The 15,722-nt window shown below is 59.3% G+C and carries 13 protein-coding genes; 5 read left to right on the top strand and 8 right to left on the bottom strand.

Features of this window, described 5'->3' with window-relative positions:
• The first annotated feature begins 108 nt into the window (after positions 1–108).
• The 3 genes from H586_RS0106260 to H586_RS0106240 all read left to right on the top strand — a co-directional run bounded on the left by H586_RS0106260 (position 109) and on the right by H586_RS0106240 (position 2,703).
• The gene (locus tag H586_RS0106260; RefSeq protein ID WP_027181599.1) at positions 109–1,002 is read left to right on the top strand and encodes a glycyl-radical enzyme activating protein; all 894 of its coding nucleotides are present in this window, start codon (positions 109–111) and stop codon (positions 1,000–1,002) included.
• 152 nt (positions 1,003–1,154) lie between these two features.
• Positions 1,155–1,337, top strand: coding sequence for a hypothetical protein (locus tag H586_RS21195; RefSeq protein ID WP_011366774.1), 183 nt, complete (start codon positions 1,155–1,157; stop codon positions 1,335–1,337).
• A gap of 370 nt (positions 1,338–1,707) precedes the next feature.
• Complete coding sequence (locus H586_RS0106240; protein ID WP_027181597.1) at positions 1,708–2,703, top strand: TerC/Alx family metal homeostasis membrane protein; 996 nt, start codon at positions 1,708–1,710, stop codon at positions 2,701–2,703.
• A 300-nt stretch (positions 2,704–3,003) separates the two neighbouring features.
• Here H586_RS0106240 and H586_RS18375 read toward each other — a convergent pair whose 3' ends face one another.
• From H586_RS18375 to H586_RS0106210, 5 genes are all read right to left on the bottom strand, one after another.
• Complete coding sequence (locus tag H586_RS18375) at positions 3,004–3,441, bottom strand: response regulator (RefSeq protein WP_011366776.1); 438 nt, start codon at positions 3,439–3,441, stop codon at positions 3,004–3,006.
• Positions 3,442–3,453: 12 nt separating this feature from the next.
• Positions 3,454–5,277, bottom strand: a complete 1,824-nt coding sequence (locus tag H586_RS0106230) for an SLC13 family permease (RefSeq protein ID WP_051363892.1) — start codon at positions 5,275–5,277, stop codon at positions 3,454–3,456.
• Between the two features lie 25 nt (positions 5,278–5,302).
• Positions 5,303–5,677, bottom strand: a complete 375-nt coding sequence (locus tag H586_RS0106225; protein WP_011366778.1) for a response regulator — start codon at positions 5,675–5,677, stop codon at positions 5,303–5,305.
• Positions 5,678–5,896: 219 nt separating this feature from the next.
• Entirely contained in the window at positions 5,897–6,322 is a 426-nt protein-coding gene (locus H586_RS0106215) for a response regulator (RefSeq protein ID WP_011366779.1), read from the bottom strand.
• Complete coding sequence (locus H586_RS0106210; RefSeq protein WP_155891349.1) at positions 6,319–8,031, bottom strand: sensor histidine kinase; 1,713 nt, start codon at positions 8,029–8,031, stop codon at positions 6,319–6,321. Before H586_RS0106210 ends, H586_RS0106215 begins: the two co-directional genes overlap by 4 nt.
• Positions 8,032–8,244: 213 nt before the next feature.
• Between H586_RS0106210 and H586_RS18370 the strand changes: the two genes are divergently transcribed.
• The gene (locus H586_RS18370; protein ID WP_051363891.1) at positions 8,245–10,803 is read left to right on the top strand and encodes a sigma 54-interacting transcriptional regulator; all 2,559 of its coding nucleotides are present in this window, start codon (positions 8,245–8,247) and stop codon (positions 10,801–10,803) included.
• Between the two features lie 4 nt (positions 10,804–10,807).
• Here H586_RS18370 and H586_RS0106200 read toward each other — a convergent pair whose 3' ends face one another.
• The 3 genes from H586_RS0106200 to H586_RS18360 are packed head-to-tail and all read right to left on the bottom strand — an operon-like array spanning position 10,808 to position 14,082.
• Positions 10,808–11,938 (bottom strand): ABC transporter permease, encoded by a 1,131-nt coding sequence (locus H586_RS0106200; protein WP_027181594.1) that lies wholly within the window; start codon positions 11,936–11,938, stop codon positions 10,808–10,810.
• The gene (locus tag H586_RS18365; protein WP_051363890.1) at positions 11,935–12,999 is read right to left on the bottom strand and encodes an ABC transporter ATP-binding protein; all 1,065 of its coding nucleotides are present in this window, start codon (positions 12,997–12,999) and stop codon (positions 11,935–11,937) included. Before H586_RS18365 ends, H586_RS0106200 begins: the two co-directional genes overlap by 4 nt.
• 3 nt (positions 13,000–13,002) lie before the next feature.
• The gene (locus H586_RS18360; protein WP_051363889.1) at positions 13,003–14,082 is read right to left on the bottom strand and encodes an HlyD family secretion protein; all 1,080 of its coding nucleotides are present in this window, start codon (positions 14,080–14,082) and stop codon (positions 13,003–13,005) included.
• Between the two features lie 326 nt (positions 14,083–14,408).
• Here H586_RS18360 and H586_RS0106180 point away from each other — a divergent pair, with 326 nt between their 5' ends.
• On the top strand, positions 14,409–15,716 hold the full coding sequence (locus tag H586_RS0106180; protein ID WP_027181593.1) for a nucleobase:cation symporter-2 family protein: 1,308 nt from the start codon (positions 14,409–14,411) through the stop codon (positions 15,714–15,716).
• The last annotated feature ends 6 nt before the right edge of the window (positions 15,717–15,722 follow it).

Genomic DNA, 15,722 nt, shown 5'->3' with positions numbered 1-15,722 from the left:
GGCGGACGATATGTGGAAGGGGCCTGCCCTTGCAGGCCCCTTTTTTTACAACTCCGATGCGGCTGCGGCGTGCTTTGCCCGGCTTTGCAAACAGTGGCGGAAACTACCATGACTCAAGGAATGATCTACAATATCCAGCGGATGTCCGTGCATGACGGCCCCGGGCTGCGCACCACGGTTTTTCTGAAAGGCTGTCCCCTGCGTTGCCTGTGGTGCAGTAACCCCGAATCGCAGAAAACCGCACCGCAGATGCTGTATTTTGACGAGCTGTGCACGGGGTGCGGGGCCTGTGCCGCTGTGTGTCCTGCCGGAGCGGTCAGCATGTCCGGCGGCAGATCTGTCCGCGATCTTGAGAAGTGTACGCACTGCGGCGCGTGTGCCGCCGTGTGTTCTGCCAATGCGCGGGAAATGACGGGCAGGCTTATGACCGTGGCCGAGGTCATGGACATCGTCCGTAAGGATGAGTTGTTTTATTTCAACTCCGGCGGGGGCGTGACCTTCGGCGGCGGAGAACCGACAGCGGGCGGTGCTTTTTTTCTGGAGCTGCTGGAAGCCGCAAAGAATGCCGGCTACCACGTCACTGTGGATACCTGCGGGTACTGTCCCGAAGAGCGGTTTGACCGCACCATTGAACTGGCCGACCTGCTGCTGTTTGACTGCAAACACATGGACCCGCAGGAGCACAGAACGCTGACCGGCGTAGATAATGCGGTCATTTTGCGCAACATGCGCGCCGCACTCGGTTCCGGCACCGAGGTGCGCATCAGAATGCCGCTGATGCCGGGGCTTAATGATTCCGAGGACAATATAGCCGCCATGGCAGCCTTTTTTGCGGAATCCGGTCGCAAAACCATTGAAGTGATGCCGTGCCATGCCTTCGGCAAAAGTAAATATGCGGCACTGGGCAAGCCTGTTCCCGCTGTTGCGCAGTACACGCCGCAGCAGCTGGACGCCGTATTGCAGCGCTTTGCCCGGCACGGGCTTGAGACCGTCATGGTCTGACATCAGACAATCAAGAGGATGACAATATGTTTGAACTGACAGTGCCTGAAGAAATGCTGGAAAAACTCCGCGGCATGCTGGAGGACGAAGATGAAGACAGCTGCGTGCGGCTGCGCGAGTATCAGGTTGGCGGTGGCTGACACGCCAAGATAGTGCTCGGTCTGGGCATTGACGAGGCAGATGAAGACGAAGACGCGCGCGTTGAGATCGGCGGCGTTCCGTTTATTGCTGAAAACGATTTTCTTACCAAATACGGCAGAAAGTTTTCTCTCGGGTTCGGTGAAAACAAAGAGGTGGTGCTTACGCCTCTTGCCGGAGAACCCCTTCAGCTGTAAGTGTCAGAATGCAATGACTGCGCCCCCTGCCGTTTCCGGCGGGGGGCGTTTTTTTGTTGTGTCCGCAAAATGTTGCCGCCGCCGGATGATGCGGTGCCCGGATGCAGAAGACGCTGTGCCGCTTTTTTGCCAGGCGGTACTGCATGTCTGTGCTGTATGGAGTGTGTCCATGTGCAGCAATATGCACTGCAATGTGCATAATGGATATGCACATTGCACGATGTGGTGCTGCAGTATGCACTTTGCAATCGGGAAATAATTGTCTTGAATCTTTTGTGTTGACAAATTTTATGGTTCGTATTTTTGCTTTCTTCTGTCCTGCATCATGGTATGCAGAAATATATAAAAAATGATATTTTTTGGAGAAGGTATGGAACACTTTGGTTTTCCTGTTGAGGTAATCATAGTATTTTTTGGTGTCATAGCTCTTTCTGTGTATTTTGATCTTGTGTCACACAGAAATGTCAGAGAAATATCCATAGGGAACGCATCGAAGTGGTGTGCTTTCTGGATTATCATAGCACTGTTATTCTATGTATATCTCTGGGTGCGCTTTGACAGGCACTGGGCGGACATGTATCTGGCGGGCTATCTGTTGGAAAAAAGTCTTTCCGTGGATAATCTTGTGGTCTTTATTGCCATCTTTTCCAGTTTCGGCATCAGTTCACACCTGCAGCACCGGATTCTGTACTGGGGTATCATGGGAGCGCTGGCTTTCAGAGCGGTGTTTGTGGTTATCGGTACCGGACTTTTTTATGCTGCACCGTGGGTGGGCTTTCTTTTTGCCGCCTTTGTGGCGTGGAGCGGTGTCCAGATGCTGCGGGACAAAAGCTCCGGTATGGAGATAGAAGACTACACCCACCACTGGAGCGTGAACTGGATAGGACGGATGATGCCGGTCTACACCCGCCTGCACGGCGAGCGTTTTTTTGTGAAGGACAGCGAAATACCCGCAGCGCAGAGTGCAGGAGCCATAACCCGCAAGGGGCTCTGGTACGCCACTCCGGCTTTTCTGTGTCTGGTGACGGTGGAAGCTTCCGACCTCGCCTTTGCTTTCGATTCAGTACCTGCGGTCATATCGGTTACCGAAGAACCGCTTCTGGTTTACGCGGCCATGATTTTTGCCATACTCGGGCTGCGCACGCTGTATTTTGTCATCGCGGCGCTTACCGAGTATCTGGTGCATCTGAAAAAAGCAGTTGTTGCCCTGCTGTTTTTCATTGCGGTAAAAATGACTGTCCAGTCGTGGAATCATGCCGTGGGTGATACGGGCATTCATATTTCGCCGCAGGTCAGCGTGCTTATTGTCATTGGCACTCTGGCAGCCGGAGTGCTTGCGTCGCTGCTTTTACCGCGTCGCCGGTAGCATGCTGACGGCGCATACCGACGGCGGGGCTGCGCTCTGCCGTCCATGCAGAAGCGGCCCGCACCATACATATGGTGCGGGCCGCTCCGTTATGGGACTGTTCCCGGTCTCCGTTATGTTCCGGCCTGCTGCCATGCCCCGCCCGTCGGGCGGGGAGGGCGGAGGCGCCTGAAGGGGTGAACATGACCGCCGCCGCTCCGTGACTGCCTGTGCAGTGCTGCGGGGATGCAGACAGTCCGGCGCAGGAGAGACGCTGCCGGCAGCCGCCGGGGTGTTCCGGAGGGGAACAGGTATGCCGCGCTACTGCGGTTGTTCCATGGCCGACTGTGCCAGTCTGGAAACCTGTTCGGCCTTGCGTTGCTTGCGCGCTTTGGCGCTGTGCAGCAGGTCCACAAGTTCTTCCATGTGTGCCGGCTTGGTCAGAAAGTAAAAGGCGCCCAGTTCCTGACCCTGTATGCCGTTTTCGGGGGTCGGGTTGCCGGTGTACAGAATTGTCTGCACCAGCGGGTATTGCTTTCTGATGACGGCCAGCGTTTCCAGACCGTTCATACCGGGCATGGAGATATCCAGCACCACCACATCGGTGTCGGGGCGGGCGGCCAGTGCCTTCAGGCATGCTTCGCCCGACGTAACCATAGTCACGTCCATGCCGCGCTTTTTCAGGCGCTTGGTCATCACTTCCGCCAGCTTTTCCTGATCATCCACAACAATGGCATGTACCGTATCCTGCATCATCATGGCTCGGTCCTCCTACTGCAGGGGCGTAAAGGGGAAGAACATGGGAATCATGACAGTGGCCAGCACGATGACCAGCAGGGTCATGGGCAGCCCCACGCGCATGAAGTCCGAAAACTTGTAGCCGCCGGGGGCGTATACCAGCAGGTTGGTCTGATAGCCGATGGGCGTCAGATAGCATGCCGATGCACCCAGAGCGATGCCTATAAGAAACGCGCGGGGGTCGACTCCCAGCTCCATACCTATGGAAACGGCAACGGGTGTAAGCAGCGCCGCAGCCGAGTTGTTGGAAAGAAAGTTGGTGATAAGCGCGGTCAGTGTGACCACGGCCAGAAGGATGAACCGCGCCGATACGCCTTCAAAGGGGGTAAGGAAGGCGTGGGCGTAAACATCTGCCGCACCTGTCTGCGAAAGGGCCTTGCCCAGCGATATGGTGGCGATGATGAGCAGCAGCACTTCACCGTCCAGCGAACGGAAGCTTTCCTTCAGGTTGACGCAGCGTGTGAGAATCATAAGGAAAGCCGCGATGGTGGCCGCGGGCAGAATGCCCATGATGCCCACAGAGGCAACCACAACCATGGCAAGGAACAGGCCCAGCGCCAGAGGTGCCTTGTTGGAGTAGTGAATCTTCTGACCGGCTTCTTCCATGATGATGAAATCGCCGTCCGATGCCAGCGAGTCCATGGCTGCGCGGGTGCCCTGTACCAGCAGGGTGTCGCCGGCTGCCAGTCGCAGCTGGCTGGTCTTCTGCCATGCGTAGTGCCCTTCCTTGTGGCGTACGCCGATAACTGTGATGTTTTCGTCGCGCCCAGGGGCGGTGTTCCAAAGCCTGCGGCCGCGTACCCGCGATGCGGGCGGTACGATAAGTTCCGCTATGGGGCGCGCGTCGCTGGGACCGGAAAGGAACAGGTCGCCGCCGTGGCGCAGCACGATGATGCGGCTGGCAAGCAGCGATGTCAGAGTATCCAGCGGGCTGCTGACCACAAGCAGGTCGCCCGCGTATATAATCTGATCCTCCCTGCCGGGCAGATACAGCATTTCACCCTGTCTGCTCTGTTCCACAACACTGCCCGAACTGCCCAGTACAGAGGAGGCTTCGCTTATTTTCACCCCCGCCAGCGGGCTGCCTTCGGGCACCACCACTTCGGAAAGGTACAGGTTTTCCTGCTGTTCGCCGCTGGAGATGAATGTCGACTTGCGTTCCGGCAGCAGCCGCGGAGCCACAAATATAAGGAACAGCCCGCCGATGATGGCCAGCGGCACACCTACCACGGACAGTTCGAACATGCCCAGCGGGGCCTGCTTGTTCAGCACCATCATGTCGGAAAGAATGATGTTGGTGGAAGTACCGATAAGCGTACACGTGCCGCCCAGAATGGACGCGAAGGACAGCGGGATCATGAACTTGGAGGGTACGAGGCGGAAGCGTTCGCACAGCATGAGGATGATGGAGATGAACAGAATGACCACGGGGGTGTTGTTCAGGAATGCGGACAGCGTGATGACCGTGGTGACCATGAATATCATCAGCCGCAGCGGTTTGCCGCCTGTAAGCCGCGCGGCCAGATTGACCACGAATGACAGTGCCCCGGAGCGTATGAGCCCCCGGCTGACAATGAACAGCATGGCCACCGCCAGAGGACCGCGGCTGCCGAACGAACCGAAAATATTGCTGAAGGACAGGATGCCGCCTACCAGCGCCTCGGCAAGACACAGACCGACGATGATGCCCAGAGCGGTGAGCGGCAGGGGCCATTTTTCCGTGACAAGGAAGTACAGGGCCAGAATCAGAATTGCCGTGACGGCGAGCACCTGCGGGGACATGAAGGTTGCTTCCATGTGAAACTCCTCATTGATACCTTGGTCAGTTTTTTTGCATGCGGGTTATTATGGAGACGATTTCGTCGGCATCGCACGGTTTGGGCAGATACTGACAGGCGCCGTTGGCCAGACAGTGCGCCACTGTTTCCTGATCGGCATGGCCGGAAATCATGATGACCGGCACGTCGGGCACCATGCGGCTGAGCACGTTCAGAATTTCAAGCCCGCTGATGCCGGACATTTTCAGGTCGAGCAGCACGGCACTGAACTCGTTGTTCAGCAGCATGCGCAGGGCTGTGTCGCCGTCCAGCGCATGGGTGACCCGGATATTGCGACGGCGCAGCCTGCGGGCCAGTACGTCGCCGAAGGCGGGTTCATCGTCCACCAGCAGAACATGGGGACTGTCATTGGCTGTCATGTGCGGCTCCTGCATTTTCATATCCTGTTGCATTGTCTTTTTTTTCCGCGGTGCCGTCGGCACCGCACGGTTTCAGGCTGTGTCGGGGATTGCTCTTCGGGGTGTATGCGGGCATTGCCTTTGCTCCGTGCGGTGCCTCCGGCTTCATGATGCGCGTGACGGGCTGGTGCGCATCATGGCGGGCAGTAGGGTGTATGGAGGATATATTGCGTTGCGGGGTTAGTCGCCTCTGCGCAGCACTATGTCGCCTGCCTTCAGCGCCGCCAGTTCCTCGCAGTAGGTATCTCGTCTGCGTTTGGCTTCGTGCAGCTTTTCGATAAGCTCTTCGGTGGAACAGGGCTTTGAAAGATAGTCGAAGGCGCCCTGCTTCATCCCCTGTACGGCCATGGCCGTTGTGGAGTTGCCGCTGAGCATGATGACCTCCACCAGAGGAAACTCCTTGCGGATGATTTCCTGCACCTTCAGCCCGTCCGGCCCGGGCATCACCACGTCCAGCACCACTGCGTCCACCGAAGGGTTCTTCCGCAGAAAATCCAGGGCTTCCGGTCCGTTGTGCACAGTGTGCACGGTCATGTTCTTGCGGGTCAGCCGCCGTGCGAGGGCTTCCACAAAGGCCACTTCGTCATCAACCAGTAAAACGTTCATGAGATACTCCTGTCTGCGTTGCCTGTTGGTTCTGCCGAGCATGGGGTGACGGGCAGCTCGACGGTGAAGGTGGTTCCCTTATGCAGTTCGCTCTGGACCCGGATATCTCCGCCTGCACGGGTCACAAGGCCGTGGCAGATGGAAAGACCGAGACCGTTGCCCTTTCCCACCGACTTGGTAGTGAAGAACGGGTCGAATATCTTGTTCAGCAGGGTGTCGGGTATGCCCTGGCCTGTGTCGCTTACGGTGATGACAGCCGTGTTTCCCTGCAGGCGCGAGGTGACGGTCAGGGTGCCGTCGCGGCGGTCTTCCATGGCGTCCAGCGCGTTGTTCACCAGATTGATGAACACCTGCTGCAGTTCTGAAGGGCTGGCGGAGAGCATGGGCAGGGCAGGGTCCAGCCGCATGCGTGTGGTCACGTTGATGTAGCGGGCGCGCTGCTCGGCAAAGCCCACTATTTCCTGCAGCAGCATGTTTACATCGACACAGGCTTCATGGCCGGTACTGCGGCGCGCAAACGAAAGCAGCTTGTGGGTGATGTCTCTGCATCGCAGGGTCTGGGTATTTATCTGCGTGACACTGCGGCGGATTTCGCCTTCCAGTGCTTCCGGATTATCAAAACCGTCATCCAGCACGTCTTCAATCCAGCCGCTTTCTTCGCGGATGATGGCCAGCGGGTTGTTGATTTCGTGCGCCACTCCTGCCGCCAGTTCGCCCAGCGCGCCCAGCCTGTTGGCTTCAATGACCTGTGTGTTCAGCGAATCCTTTTCTGCGGCCAGCCGTCTGGTCTGGCGGGTCACATAGTGCACAAACATGGCTGCCCCGCCGATGAGCAGCAGCGCCAGCAGTATCAGCTTGTCGAGCAGCTGCTTTTTGGGAGCGGCAAAGGGCTGTTGTATGGCGGCATTGGGGGTGCGCGACACAAGCAGCCAGCGGCCTTCATTCAGGTCGGCAAACACATACAGGTCGCCGTTCTGCTCGTAGGTGGTGACTGCACTGCCCGATGCGGCATGCATGGCAAAAAGCTTGTCGGCCATGGCGCTGACGGGGCGGCCCTGTTCCTGACTTGCGTTCAGGCCGCTTTGCGGCACGCCCGCGCGGTTGATGACGGCCACGTCGCCTTCGGTGAACTGCGCGGCGGAGCGGACCAGATCGGCCATCAGCTGCATGCGCAGAGTGGCGCTGATAAGCCACGGTTCCTTGGCGCTGCCCAGCCGCAGCGTGACAACCAGCTTGGGGGATCCGTCCGGCATGGCAACCACGTCGCCCACATAGGACGGCTTAGCTATGGCCCGCTGGAACCAGCGGGCTTCAAATACATTGCTGCCCAGCAGGCCCTCATGTCCGGCGTATGCGGTCACTTCTCCCTGCGGAGAGATAAGACTCAGATCCTCAAAGGCATTTTCGTACTGTCCGTTAAGCCGCCATAGCAGCCACTCCAGATGACCGTGCGAACGCAGTTCGTCCACGGTGCGCGACTTGCCCAGAAAGGCGAGGTTGGCCCTGCGTTCGCGCAGAAAGCTGTCGATCTGTATGGAGTGCTGCCGGACAATACTGGAAAGGTACTGGCTGGAGCGTCTGGCGTAGGCCGCTTCCAGACCGTGGGATACCAGCGTGTAGGTCAGCGCCAGCGTCAGAGAGACGAACAGCAGCACAAAGGCCGAAACCCAGATAGCCAGTTTGTGTCCCATTGCGTTGGTTTTCTGCATGGCAGTGTCCACTTGTTTTTCAGCGTTGTTGTGACCGTGAATGCAGCTGCTTGTGCACGGGGTGTGCCTGTGGCCTGATGTGTTTTTCTAATATGCTGATTATTAAGAATATAAAAAATATTGAGTCGGAATGCGGCAGGTGCTATGGCTTGATGTGTCTTCTTATATTCTGCGACGTATGTCCTGAAAGGCCTGCTGGCGGCGAGGTTGTCCATGTTTCTGGAAAAAAAGCCTATCTCTCAGATTCTTCTGTTATTCACTGCACCTCTGCTGCTTTTGCTGGTGGGGTTGCAGGGCGGCGTTGCGTTGTATTTTTCGTTCGATGCGCTGCAGATGGCTCTGGGACGGGCAGTACAGACGCGCACCATGGCCGTTTCGTACGAGATAAGCAGCTATCTGCAGAAAGTACGGTATAATGCCCTGCTGCTGGCTGACTTTGCCGCAACTGATGAAGGGCTGGGCGGCTATCTGAACAGAGTGGGCGGACTGGTGGAAAGCAACGCCGTGGAAGTGGTTGTGGTGCTGGCCGACGGTCGCCGGGCGCACTATGTGCGCAGTGGCGAGCATGCTTCCGGTGTCTGGCGTGATTCTGGCGAGATAGGCGGACGTCCGGACGGATACGATTTTTTATCGAGAGATATTAAAGGATTAAGGGTTGGCGAGGTTGCAGTTTCCCGTGTGGTTCCTGCGCGGGTACTTGTGCAGGGCCCTTTTGAAAGCGAGCTGACCAGCATGCCCGTTATCCGTTTTTCCACACCGGTGAAAGGGCCTGACGGCGGGGTGGGCGGTGCTCTTTCGCTGCTGGTGGCTGCCGATCATCTGGGTACGATTCTCACATACCTGCAGTCCGACGATTCGCCGCTGCAGTCTTTTCAGCGGCGGCCCGCAAGGCGGTTCAGCTATTTTGCCGACCCCCGCGGATGGATTTTGTACGAATCTGCCAGCGAACAGAACAAAACCTGCCAGCCGGTGCAGTCCCGTCAGGATGTGCGCGGCACGCTGGGACTGCCGGGCATGGCCGGTGCGTTTCTGCCGTCCGACGAATACCGCAGCTTCTGGAGCGGTATCGCCGGAGCCAGAAAAAAAGAACCCTCACTTACCCAGCACTGGGAGCACGGGGACGGGCTGTTTTTTCCCACCATCATGATGGAGGCGGGGGCACCTGTTCTGTACCGCATCAGCGACGATGCCCCGCCGCAGGTGTGGGGGGTGGCCTTCAGTGTTGACCGCAGTCTGCTGCCGCATGTGCTGGGCAGCAGGCAGGCGGCCATTCTGTGTGCCGTGGGCGTGGCGGTGCTGGCTGTAAGCGCGCTGGTGCTGTATTTTGTCGGGCGCTTTTGCGGTGCCCCCCTGCTGCGCCTTGCCCGCAGGGTGGAATCTGCCGCTCTGCAGCCGTCGCCCGAGCCGGTGGAAGAGGTTTTCAGGGGCTACGAGGTGCAGACATTGCAACGGGCCGTCAATGCCATGATACGGACCATGGGGTTGCAGGCTGCCGAGATAGAGGAAAAAACACGCAAGCTCACACACTATGCCAATCTGCAACAGGTCGACTTTGCAGAGGAACTCAGTCCGGCACAGGAGTTTGAACATTCCGCGCTGGGAGTGCTTAAAGGCTCCAGCGAGTCCATCCGGCGGCTCAAGGCCGACATAGGCAGGGCCGCACAGGTGGATGCCGATATTCTGATTGAAGGCGAAACCGGAACCGGCAAACAGCTGACAGCCGAAGCCGTGCATAAAGCCAGCAGGCGCTGCAACGGCCCGCTGGTACCCATAAATTGCGGCGCACTGGATGAAAATCTGCTGCTGGACGCGCTGTTCGGTCATCGCAAGGGTGCTTATTCGGGGGCGGAGACAGACAGAGACGGGGCGTTTGTGCATGCCCACGGCGGCACATTGTTTCTGGACGAAATCCAGTCAGCTTCCTCCAAGGTGCAGCAGGCGCTGCTGCGGGCCATCGCCAGCCGCCGGATACGGCCTTTGGGAGCCGATGCGGAGTATGCGGTGGATGTGCGGGTTATCTGCGCCACCAACGTTGACCTGCAGGAGGAGATAGCCGCCGGCAGGTTCCGGCAGGACCTTTACTACCGTATCAAGGTGCTTTCGCTGCGCACTCCCCCGCTGCGTGAGCATCTGGAAAGCATTCCGGCACTGACGGCGTTTTTTCTGGACCGTGCGCGTGAAGTGCTGGGGCTGCCGCATCTGGCACTGACCAAAGGAGCCATGCAGACGCTGATGCAGTACTCATGGCCCGGCAATGTGCGTGAGCTGGAAAACTGCATTCTGCAGGCCGCCGTCAATGCGCGCGAGGGGCTGATACATTCTGCGGATATCCCTGTGGGCAGAGCTGGAGAGCCGGCCGCCGTGGCATCGCAGTGGCGGCCTTTTACCGCCGGGCAGGGCCACGGGGCCGATGGTGAGCGCCGCGATGCCGGAAGAGCTTCCGTTCCCGCGGGGGGGCAGGGTGATGAGCCGCTTTCTGCCGCAGGACAGGCAATGGCGGAAGGGCCGCCTGCCCGCGGTCCTGTGCGGGGCGGGCAGGTAGTGCCGGCCGGTGTGAAAGATGCAGGGCTGCAGGGGCTCAATGAGCGTCAGATAAAGGCTCTGGAGCATCTGCGGACGCACCGGAGCATGACACGGCGTGAATACATGGCCTTGTTCACATATGATATTTCTGACCGCACGGCAGGCAGAGACCTGCAGGGGCTGTTCGAACGGGGGCTGGTGACCAGAAGCGGAGCCGGACCGGCCACTGCGTACCGGCTGGCTGTGTAGCGGGTCAGTCCAGTGTTTTGCTGTATCTTTTGAGTGCCAGCACCACGGCAGCCAGCCAGAAGACGAGTATGGGCCACAGCGAAGGCCATGAAGCCTCAAATCCGTTGCCTTTAAGCAGTATGCCGCGCACGATGCGCAAAAAATGGGTGAGCGGCAGAACTGAACCGATGGCCTGTGCCCATTCCGGCATGCCGCGGAACGGAAACATGAAGCCCGACAGCAGCAGTGAGGGCAGGAAGAAAAAGATGGAGAGCTGCACCGCCTGAAGCTGGTTGCGGGCAAAAGTGGAGAAGGTGACACCCATGCTCAGGTTTGCGCCGATGAACGGCAGGGCCAGCGTAAACACCAGCCAGATGTCGCCTGCTATGGGCACTGCAAACACATATCGGGCGGCTGCGATGATAAGTGTCATCTGCACGTAGCCCACAAGAATGTACGGCAGTATTTTTCCGATGATGACTTCGGGCGGACTGACCGGCGTTGAAAGCAGGTATTCCATGGTGCCCCGTTCCCGTTCGCGGGTGATGGCCACGGCGGTGATGACCACCAGAGTAAGGGTAAGAATAACCCCCATGAGTCCGGGGACGATGTTGTACTGGGTGACGGCTTCCGGGTTGTAGTCGGCATGAATGCGGATGGTCACAGGCAGTTCCTGCCGGGGAATGCCGGTCGGCCCCTGCAGGTCGCGTTGCAGCGCTCTGCGGACAATTTCGGCAAAGGCCCCTGTTCCGCCGCCAGAAGCCATGGGATCAGTGGCATCCGCCTCCAGCAGCAGAACGGGTTTTTCGCCGCGCAGCAGACGGCGTGAAAAGTCTTCGGGAATGGTCAGGGCAAACTGCACCTGACCGGAATCGAGCAGGTGACGTAATTCCTGACGTGATGCGGCATGCCGGGTGATGCGGAAGTAGGTGCTGGTCTGCATGGCGCTGACAACCGACCGGGCAAACGGCGAATTGTCTGCGGCCAGTACGGCCGTGGGCAGATTGCGCGGGTCGGAGTTTATGGCAAAGCCGAACAGCACCAGCTGCAGCAGCGGAATGCCCAGCATCATGCCCAGTGTCATGCGGTCGCGCCGCATTTGGATGAATTCTTTGGCGACAATGGCAAAAAAACGCCGCAATGACAGACCGTTCATGCGCCGGACCCTCCGTACGGCGGTATATGTCTGCCGTTTTTTCCGCCGTCCGGCTCTTCCGTGCCGGTGTGCCGGACGTCGGGGCTGTGTGACTGCATGAGGCTGATGAACACCTCTTCCAGCCCTGTTTCCACAGGACGGCATGCGGCCCCTTCTGATTCCAGAAGCATCATTGTTTCACGCAGCAGTCCGGCGTTTTTGCCGCTTACATGCAGGGCATTGCCGAAGGCCGCCACCTGTTCGACGCCGGGCCTGCCCCGCAGCGCCCGTGCGGCGTGGTGCGGTTCCTGTGCGGTGACCCGCCATGTGTTCAGTCCTGATGCCGCTATAAGCTCTTCGCCCGTGCCCTGCGCCAGCAGGTTGCCGTATGCGATGTATGCCAGTCTGTTACAGCGCTCGGCTTCATCCATGTAGTGGGTGCTTATCAGCGAAGTGATGCCTTCTTCCGCCAGCATGTGCACCTGATCCCAGAAGTCTCTGCGGGCACCGGGGTCCACCCCCGCAGTGGGTTCGTCCAGCAGCAGCAGACGGGGACTGTGCAGGGTGCCGGCGGCCAGTGCCACACGCTGTTTCCATCCGCCGGAAAGCTGCCCCGCAAGCTGTCCGGCAAACCGGCGCAGTCCCATGCGGTCCAGACTGGACTCCACTGCGCGCGCAGGGTCGGCAACCTGATACATACGGGCGGCGAAGGTCAGATTCTCGGTAACTGTCAGGTCTTCGTACAGGCTGAACCGCTGCGTCATATATCCCACCAGCGGCTTGATGCGGTGAGCTTCGCGCAGCACATCAAACCCGAGACATGTGCCGCTGCCGCTGTCGGGACGCAGCAGCCCGCACAGCATGCGGATAAACGTGGTCTTGCCGGAGCCGTTGGGGCCGAGAAACCCGAAAATTTCACCGCGCCGCACCTGCAGGTCAAGCTGATTGACCACCGTGCGGCGGCCGAAGGATTTGGTGATGCCCCGAACGTCGATGACCAGCGGGGGGGCGGTTGTTGCGCCTGCGGGTGCCGTCTGTTGCGGGGCGGATGCCGTGCTGTCCTGTAATGGTGGTGTCTGCATGGGCTATTCCTGTCCGGAAGCGGAGCCCTGAGACTGCGCGGGTCCGGTACGCAGCGAGGGAATCAGAACATCCACAGGCTGACCGGGATGCAGTGCGGCAGGATGGTCCTGCACGGCGGGCAGATGCTGCGGCGTGCGGTCCGGTGTTGCGGCGGCGGGCGCGGCACAGGCCGAAGCTTCCATCATGAATACCAGCTTGGCCCGCTGCCTGCTGGAATAGATGACCGGTGGCGTGTATTCGGCATTGTCTGCAATGTAGCTGACGCACATGGTGACCGGTGCTCCGCCGCCGTCCACATGCACCACGGCCTTGTCGCCCGTGCGGATGCGGCCGGCCAGCGGCTGCGGGACAAAAAAGCGCACCTTGATATTTTGCGGCGGCAGCAGCGTGACCACCGGTGTGCCCGCGGGTACCCATTCACCGGTGCGGTACAGTGTGTCGTGCACCACAGCGGCAGCCGGTGCGCGCTGGATTTTTTCGTCCAGCTGCCAGCGCACCTGCTGCAGACGGGCCTGTGCCGCCTGCGCCTGCGCCTGCGCTGCGCGTATGGCGTCTTCACGTCCTCCCATGCGGGCTGTGGCCAGTTCGGCCCGTATCTGGCGCACCTTTGCGGCTGTCTCATCCAGCTGCGTGCGGGCACGGTCCAGTTCTTCGCGCGAAATGGTGCCTTCCTTGAACAGTGCATCGCGGCGGGTAAGCACATCACCGGCCAGTTCGCGGGCGGCATCGGCCTGACGCAGGCGGGCCTCAATGGCCCTCAGTTCGCTGGGGCGCTGGCCTTTTTTCAGGTCTTCAAGTTTTTCCAGAGCGTTGCGCACGTTATGTTCGGCCTCGCGCACGGCCGGTCCTTCCTGTCCTTCTTCCAGCGCAAACAGCACGTCACCGGCAAGCACATGGTCGCCGCGGCGTACGGGCAGGCGTTCCAACCTGCCTCCGGCACCGGCGCCCACATATACATATTCGCCTTCCACATACCCCTGAAAGACCCCTGCCGGTTCTTCCCGTTGCGGCATGAAAAGAAAAACCGCCGTGACGGTGACCAGGACCGGTATGATGGTGGCGGGGGAGAGTCTGAAAGGCATGGTCGGCTCCTGACGTTGCTGTATGTATATTGTACACATAGCAGCAATCGGGGAACAAGGGCAACGGAAGTATGCCGACAGCCGGTGCGCGCGGGCGGCAGAAGATAATGGCAGTGTCTCCGCCGTCAGGGCATGCTCGGGGGGTGCCGCCGGTGTTATTGCTTTGCTGCAGAAAGTGCGGGCTGCGCATGCGGGCTATGGTGCGGCAGAATTATGCGGCAGCAGCCGCTGCAGCGCATGCGCTCTTTACATGCGCTGCGTGAAAGAGTACCGAAAGCCCCCTGCGTCACACTCAACTTTTTTTGCATCAGTACGGAGGGCCGCTGATGAGCCGCAATACCGAACTGCACCTTACGGTAGGTGTGGATGAGCCTGTTTCCCCCCTGAAAGCGTTTGCACTGGGCCTGCAGCATGTGCTTGCCATGGATGTGTATATCGCTCCTTTTGTCATGGCCGGGCTGCTTTCGCTTTCCGTGCCGGAAACCGCAACTTTCATTCAGATGACCTTTGTGGCTGCGGGGCTGGCCACACTTATCCAGGCGGGGTTCGGCATCCGCCTGCCTGTCATGCAGGGACCTTCCTATGTGCCCATCGGGGCGCTGGCCGCCATAGGCAATTCTCTGGGGCTGGGCGCCATGTTCGGTTCTCTGCTGCCGGGGGCGCTTGTCATGACATTGCTCGGCAAACCGCTGCGTGTGTTCAGCAAGATTGTGCGTTTTTTCATTCCGCCGCTTGTGGGGGGCACTGTCATTGTCATTGTGGGCATTGCGCTTATGCCTGTGGCACTCAAGGGGTGCTACGGATATTTCGGCGATCCTGCGCATAATGCCGTCGTGGCGCTGGTGTCCGCTGCGGTGCTGGTGGTGCTCACTGTTGCCGGTTCGCGTCCCGGCAGATTTAATCAGGTGGTGCGCATGGGGTCTGTTGTTTTCAGCATGGCAGCAGGAACCCTTACCGCCGCCGCCTTCGGCATGGTGAATTTTGACAGCGTGGCCGCCGCCCCGTGGCTGGCGCTGCCTGTTATCTTTCCCTACGGTACTCCGCATATCGACGTCTCCGCCGCGCTGACACTGGTGTTCATATACCTTGTGGTGCTGGTGGAAACCACGGGAACGTGGTTTGCCGTGGAGGCGGTGACAGGTTCGCGTCTGGATGATGAACGGATAAACGGCGGAACCTTCGGCGAAGGCGTGGGCTGTTTTCTGGGTGCCATGCTGGGCGGCACGCCTGTGACAGGCTATTCCACCAATGCGGGCATCATTGCCATTACCGGCGTTGCCAGCCGCTGGGCCATCATGGCGGGCGGAGGAATTCTGCTGGTGCTGGGCATGGTGCCCAAGCTGATGAACGTCATTGCCAGTATTCCCGGACCGGTCATCAGCGGTGTTTTTGCCGTCATCTGCGTGGTCATTGCCATGAACGGTTTCCGCGTGGTGCGTACCGTCACGCTTTCCGAACGTAACATGCTGGTTATGGGGCTGCCCATTCTGCTTACGCTGGCCGCTGTTTTCATGCCTGCCGAACTGCGTGACCGTCTGCCCGCGCTGGTCCGTTATCTTGTGGAATCCGGCATCGCCGTGGGCGCGGTTTCCGCTGTCGTTCTCAATCTCATCCTGCCTAAGGACGCAGAATAATCAAGG

It is taken from the genome of Oleidesulfovibrio alaskensis DSM 16109, from assembly GCF_000482745.1.
GTDB classification, from domain to species: Bacteria; Desulfobacterota; Desulfovibrionia; order Desulfovibrionales; family Desulfovibrionaceae; genus Oleidesulfovibrio; species Oleidesulfovibrio alaskensis.
The sequence above is the reverse complement of the archived record's forward strand: the minus strand, read 5'-3'. Positions and strand labels throughout refer to the sequence as shown.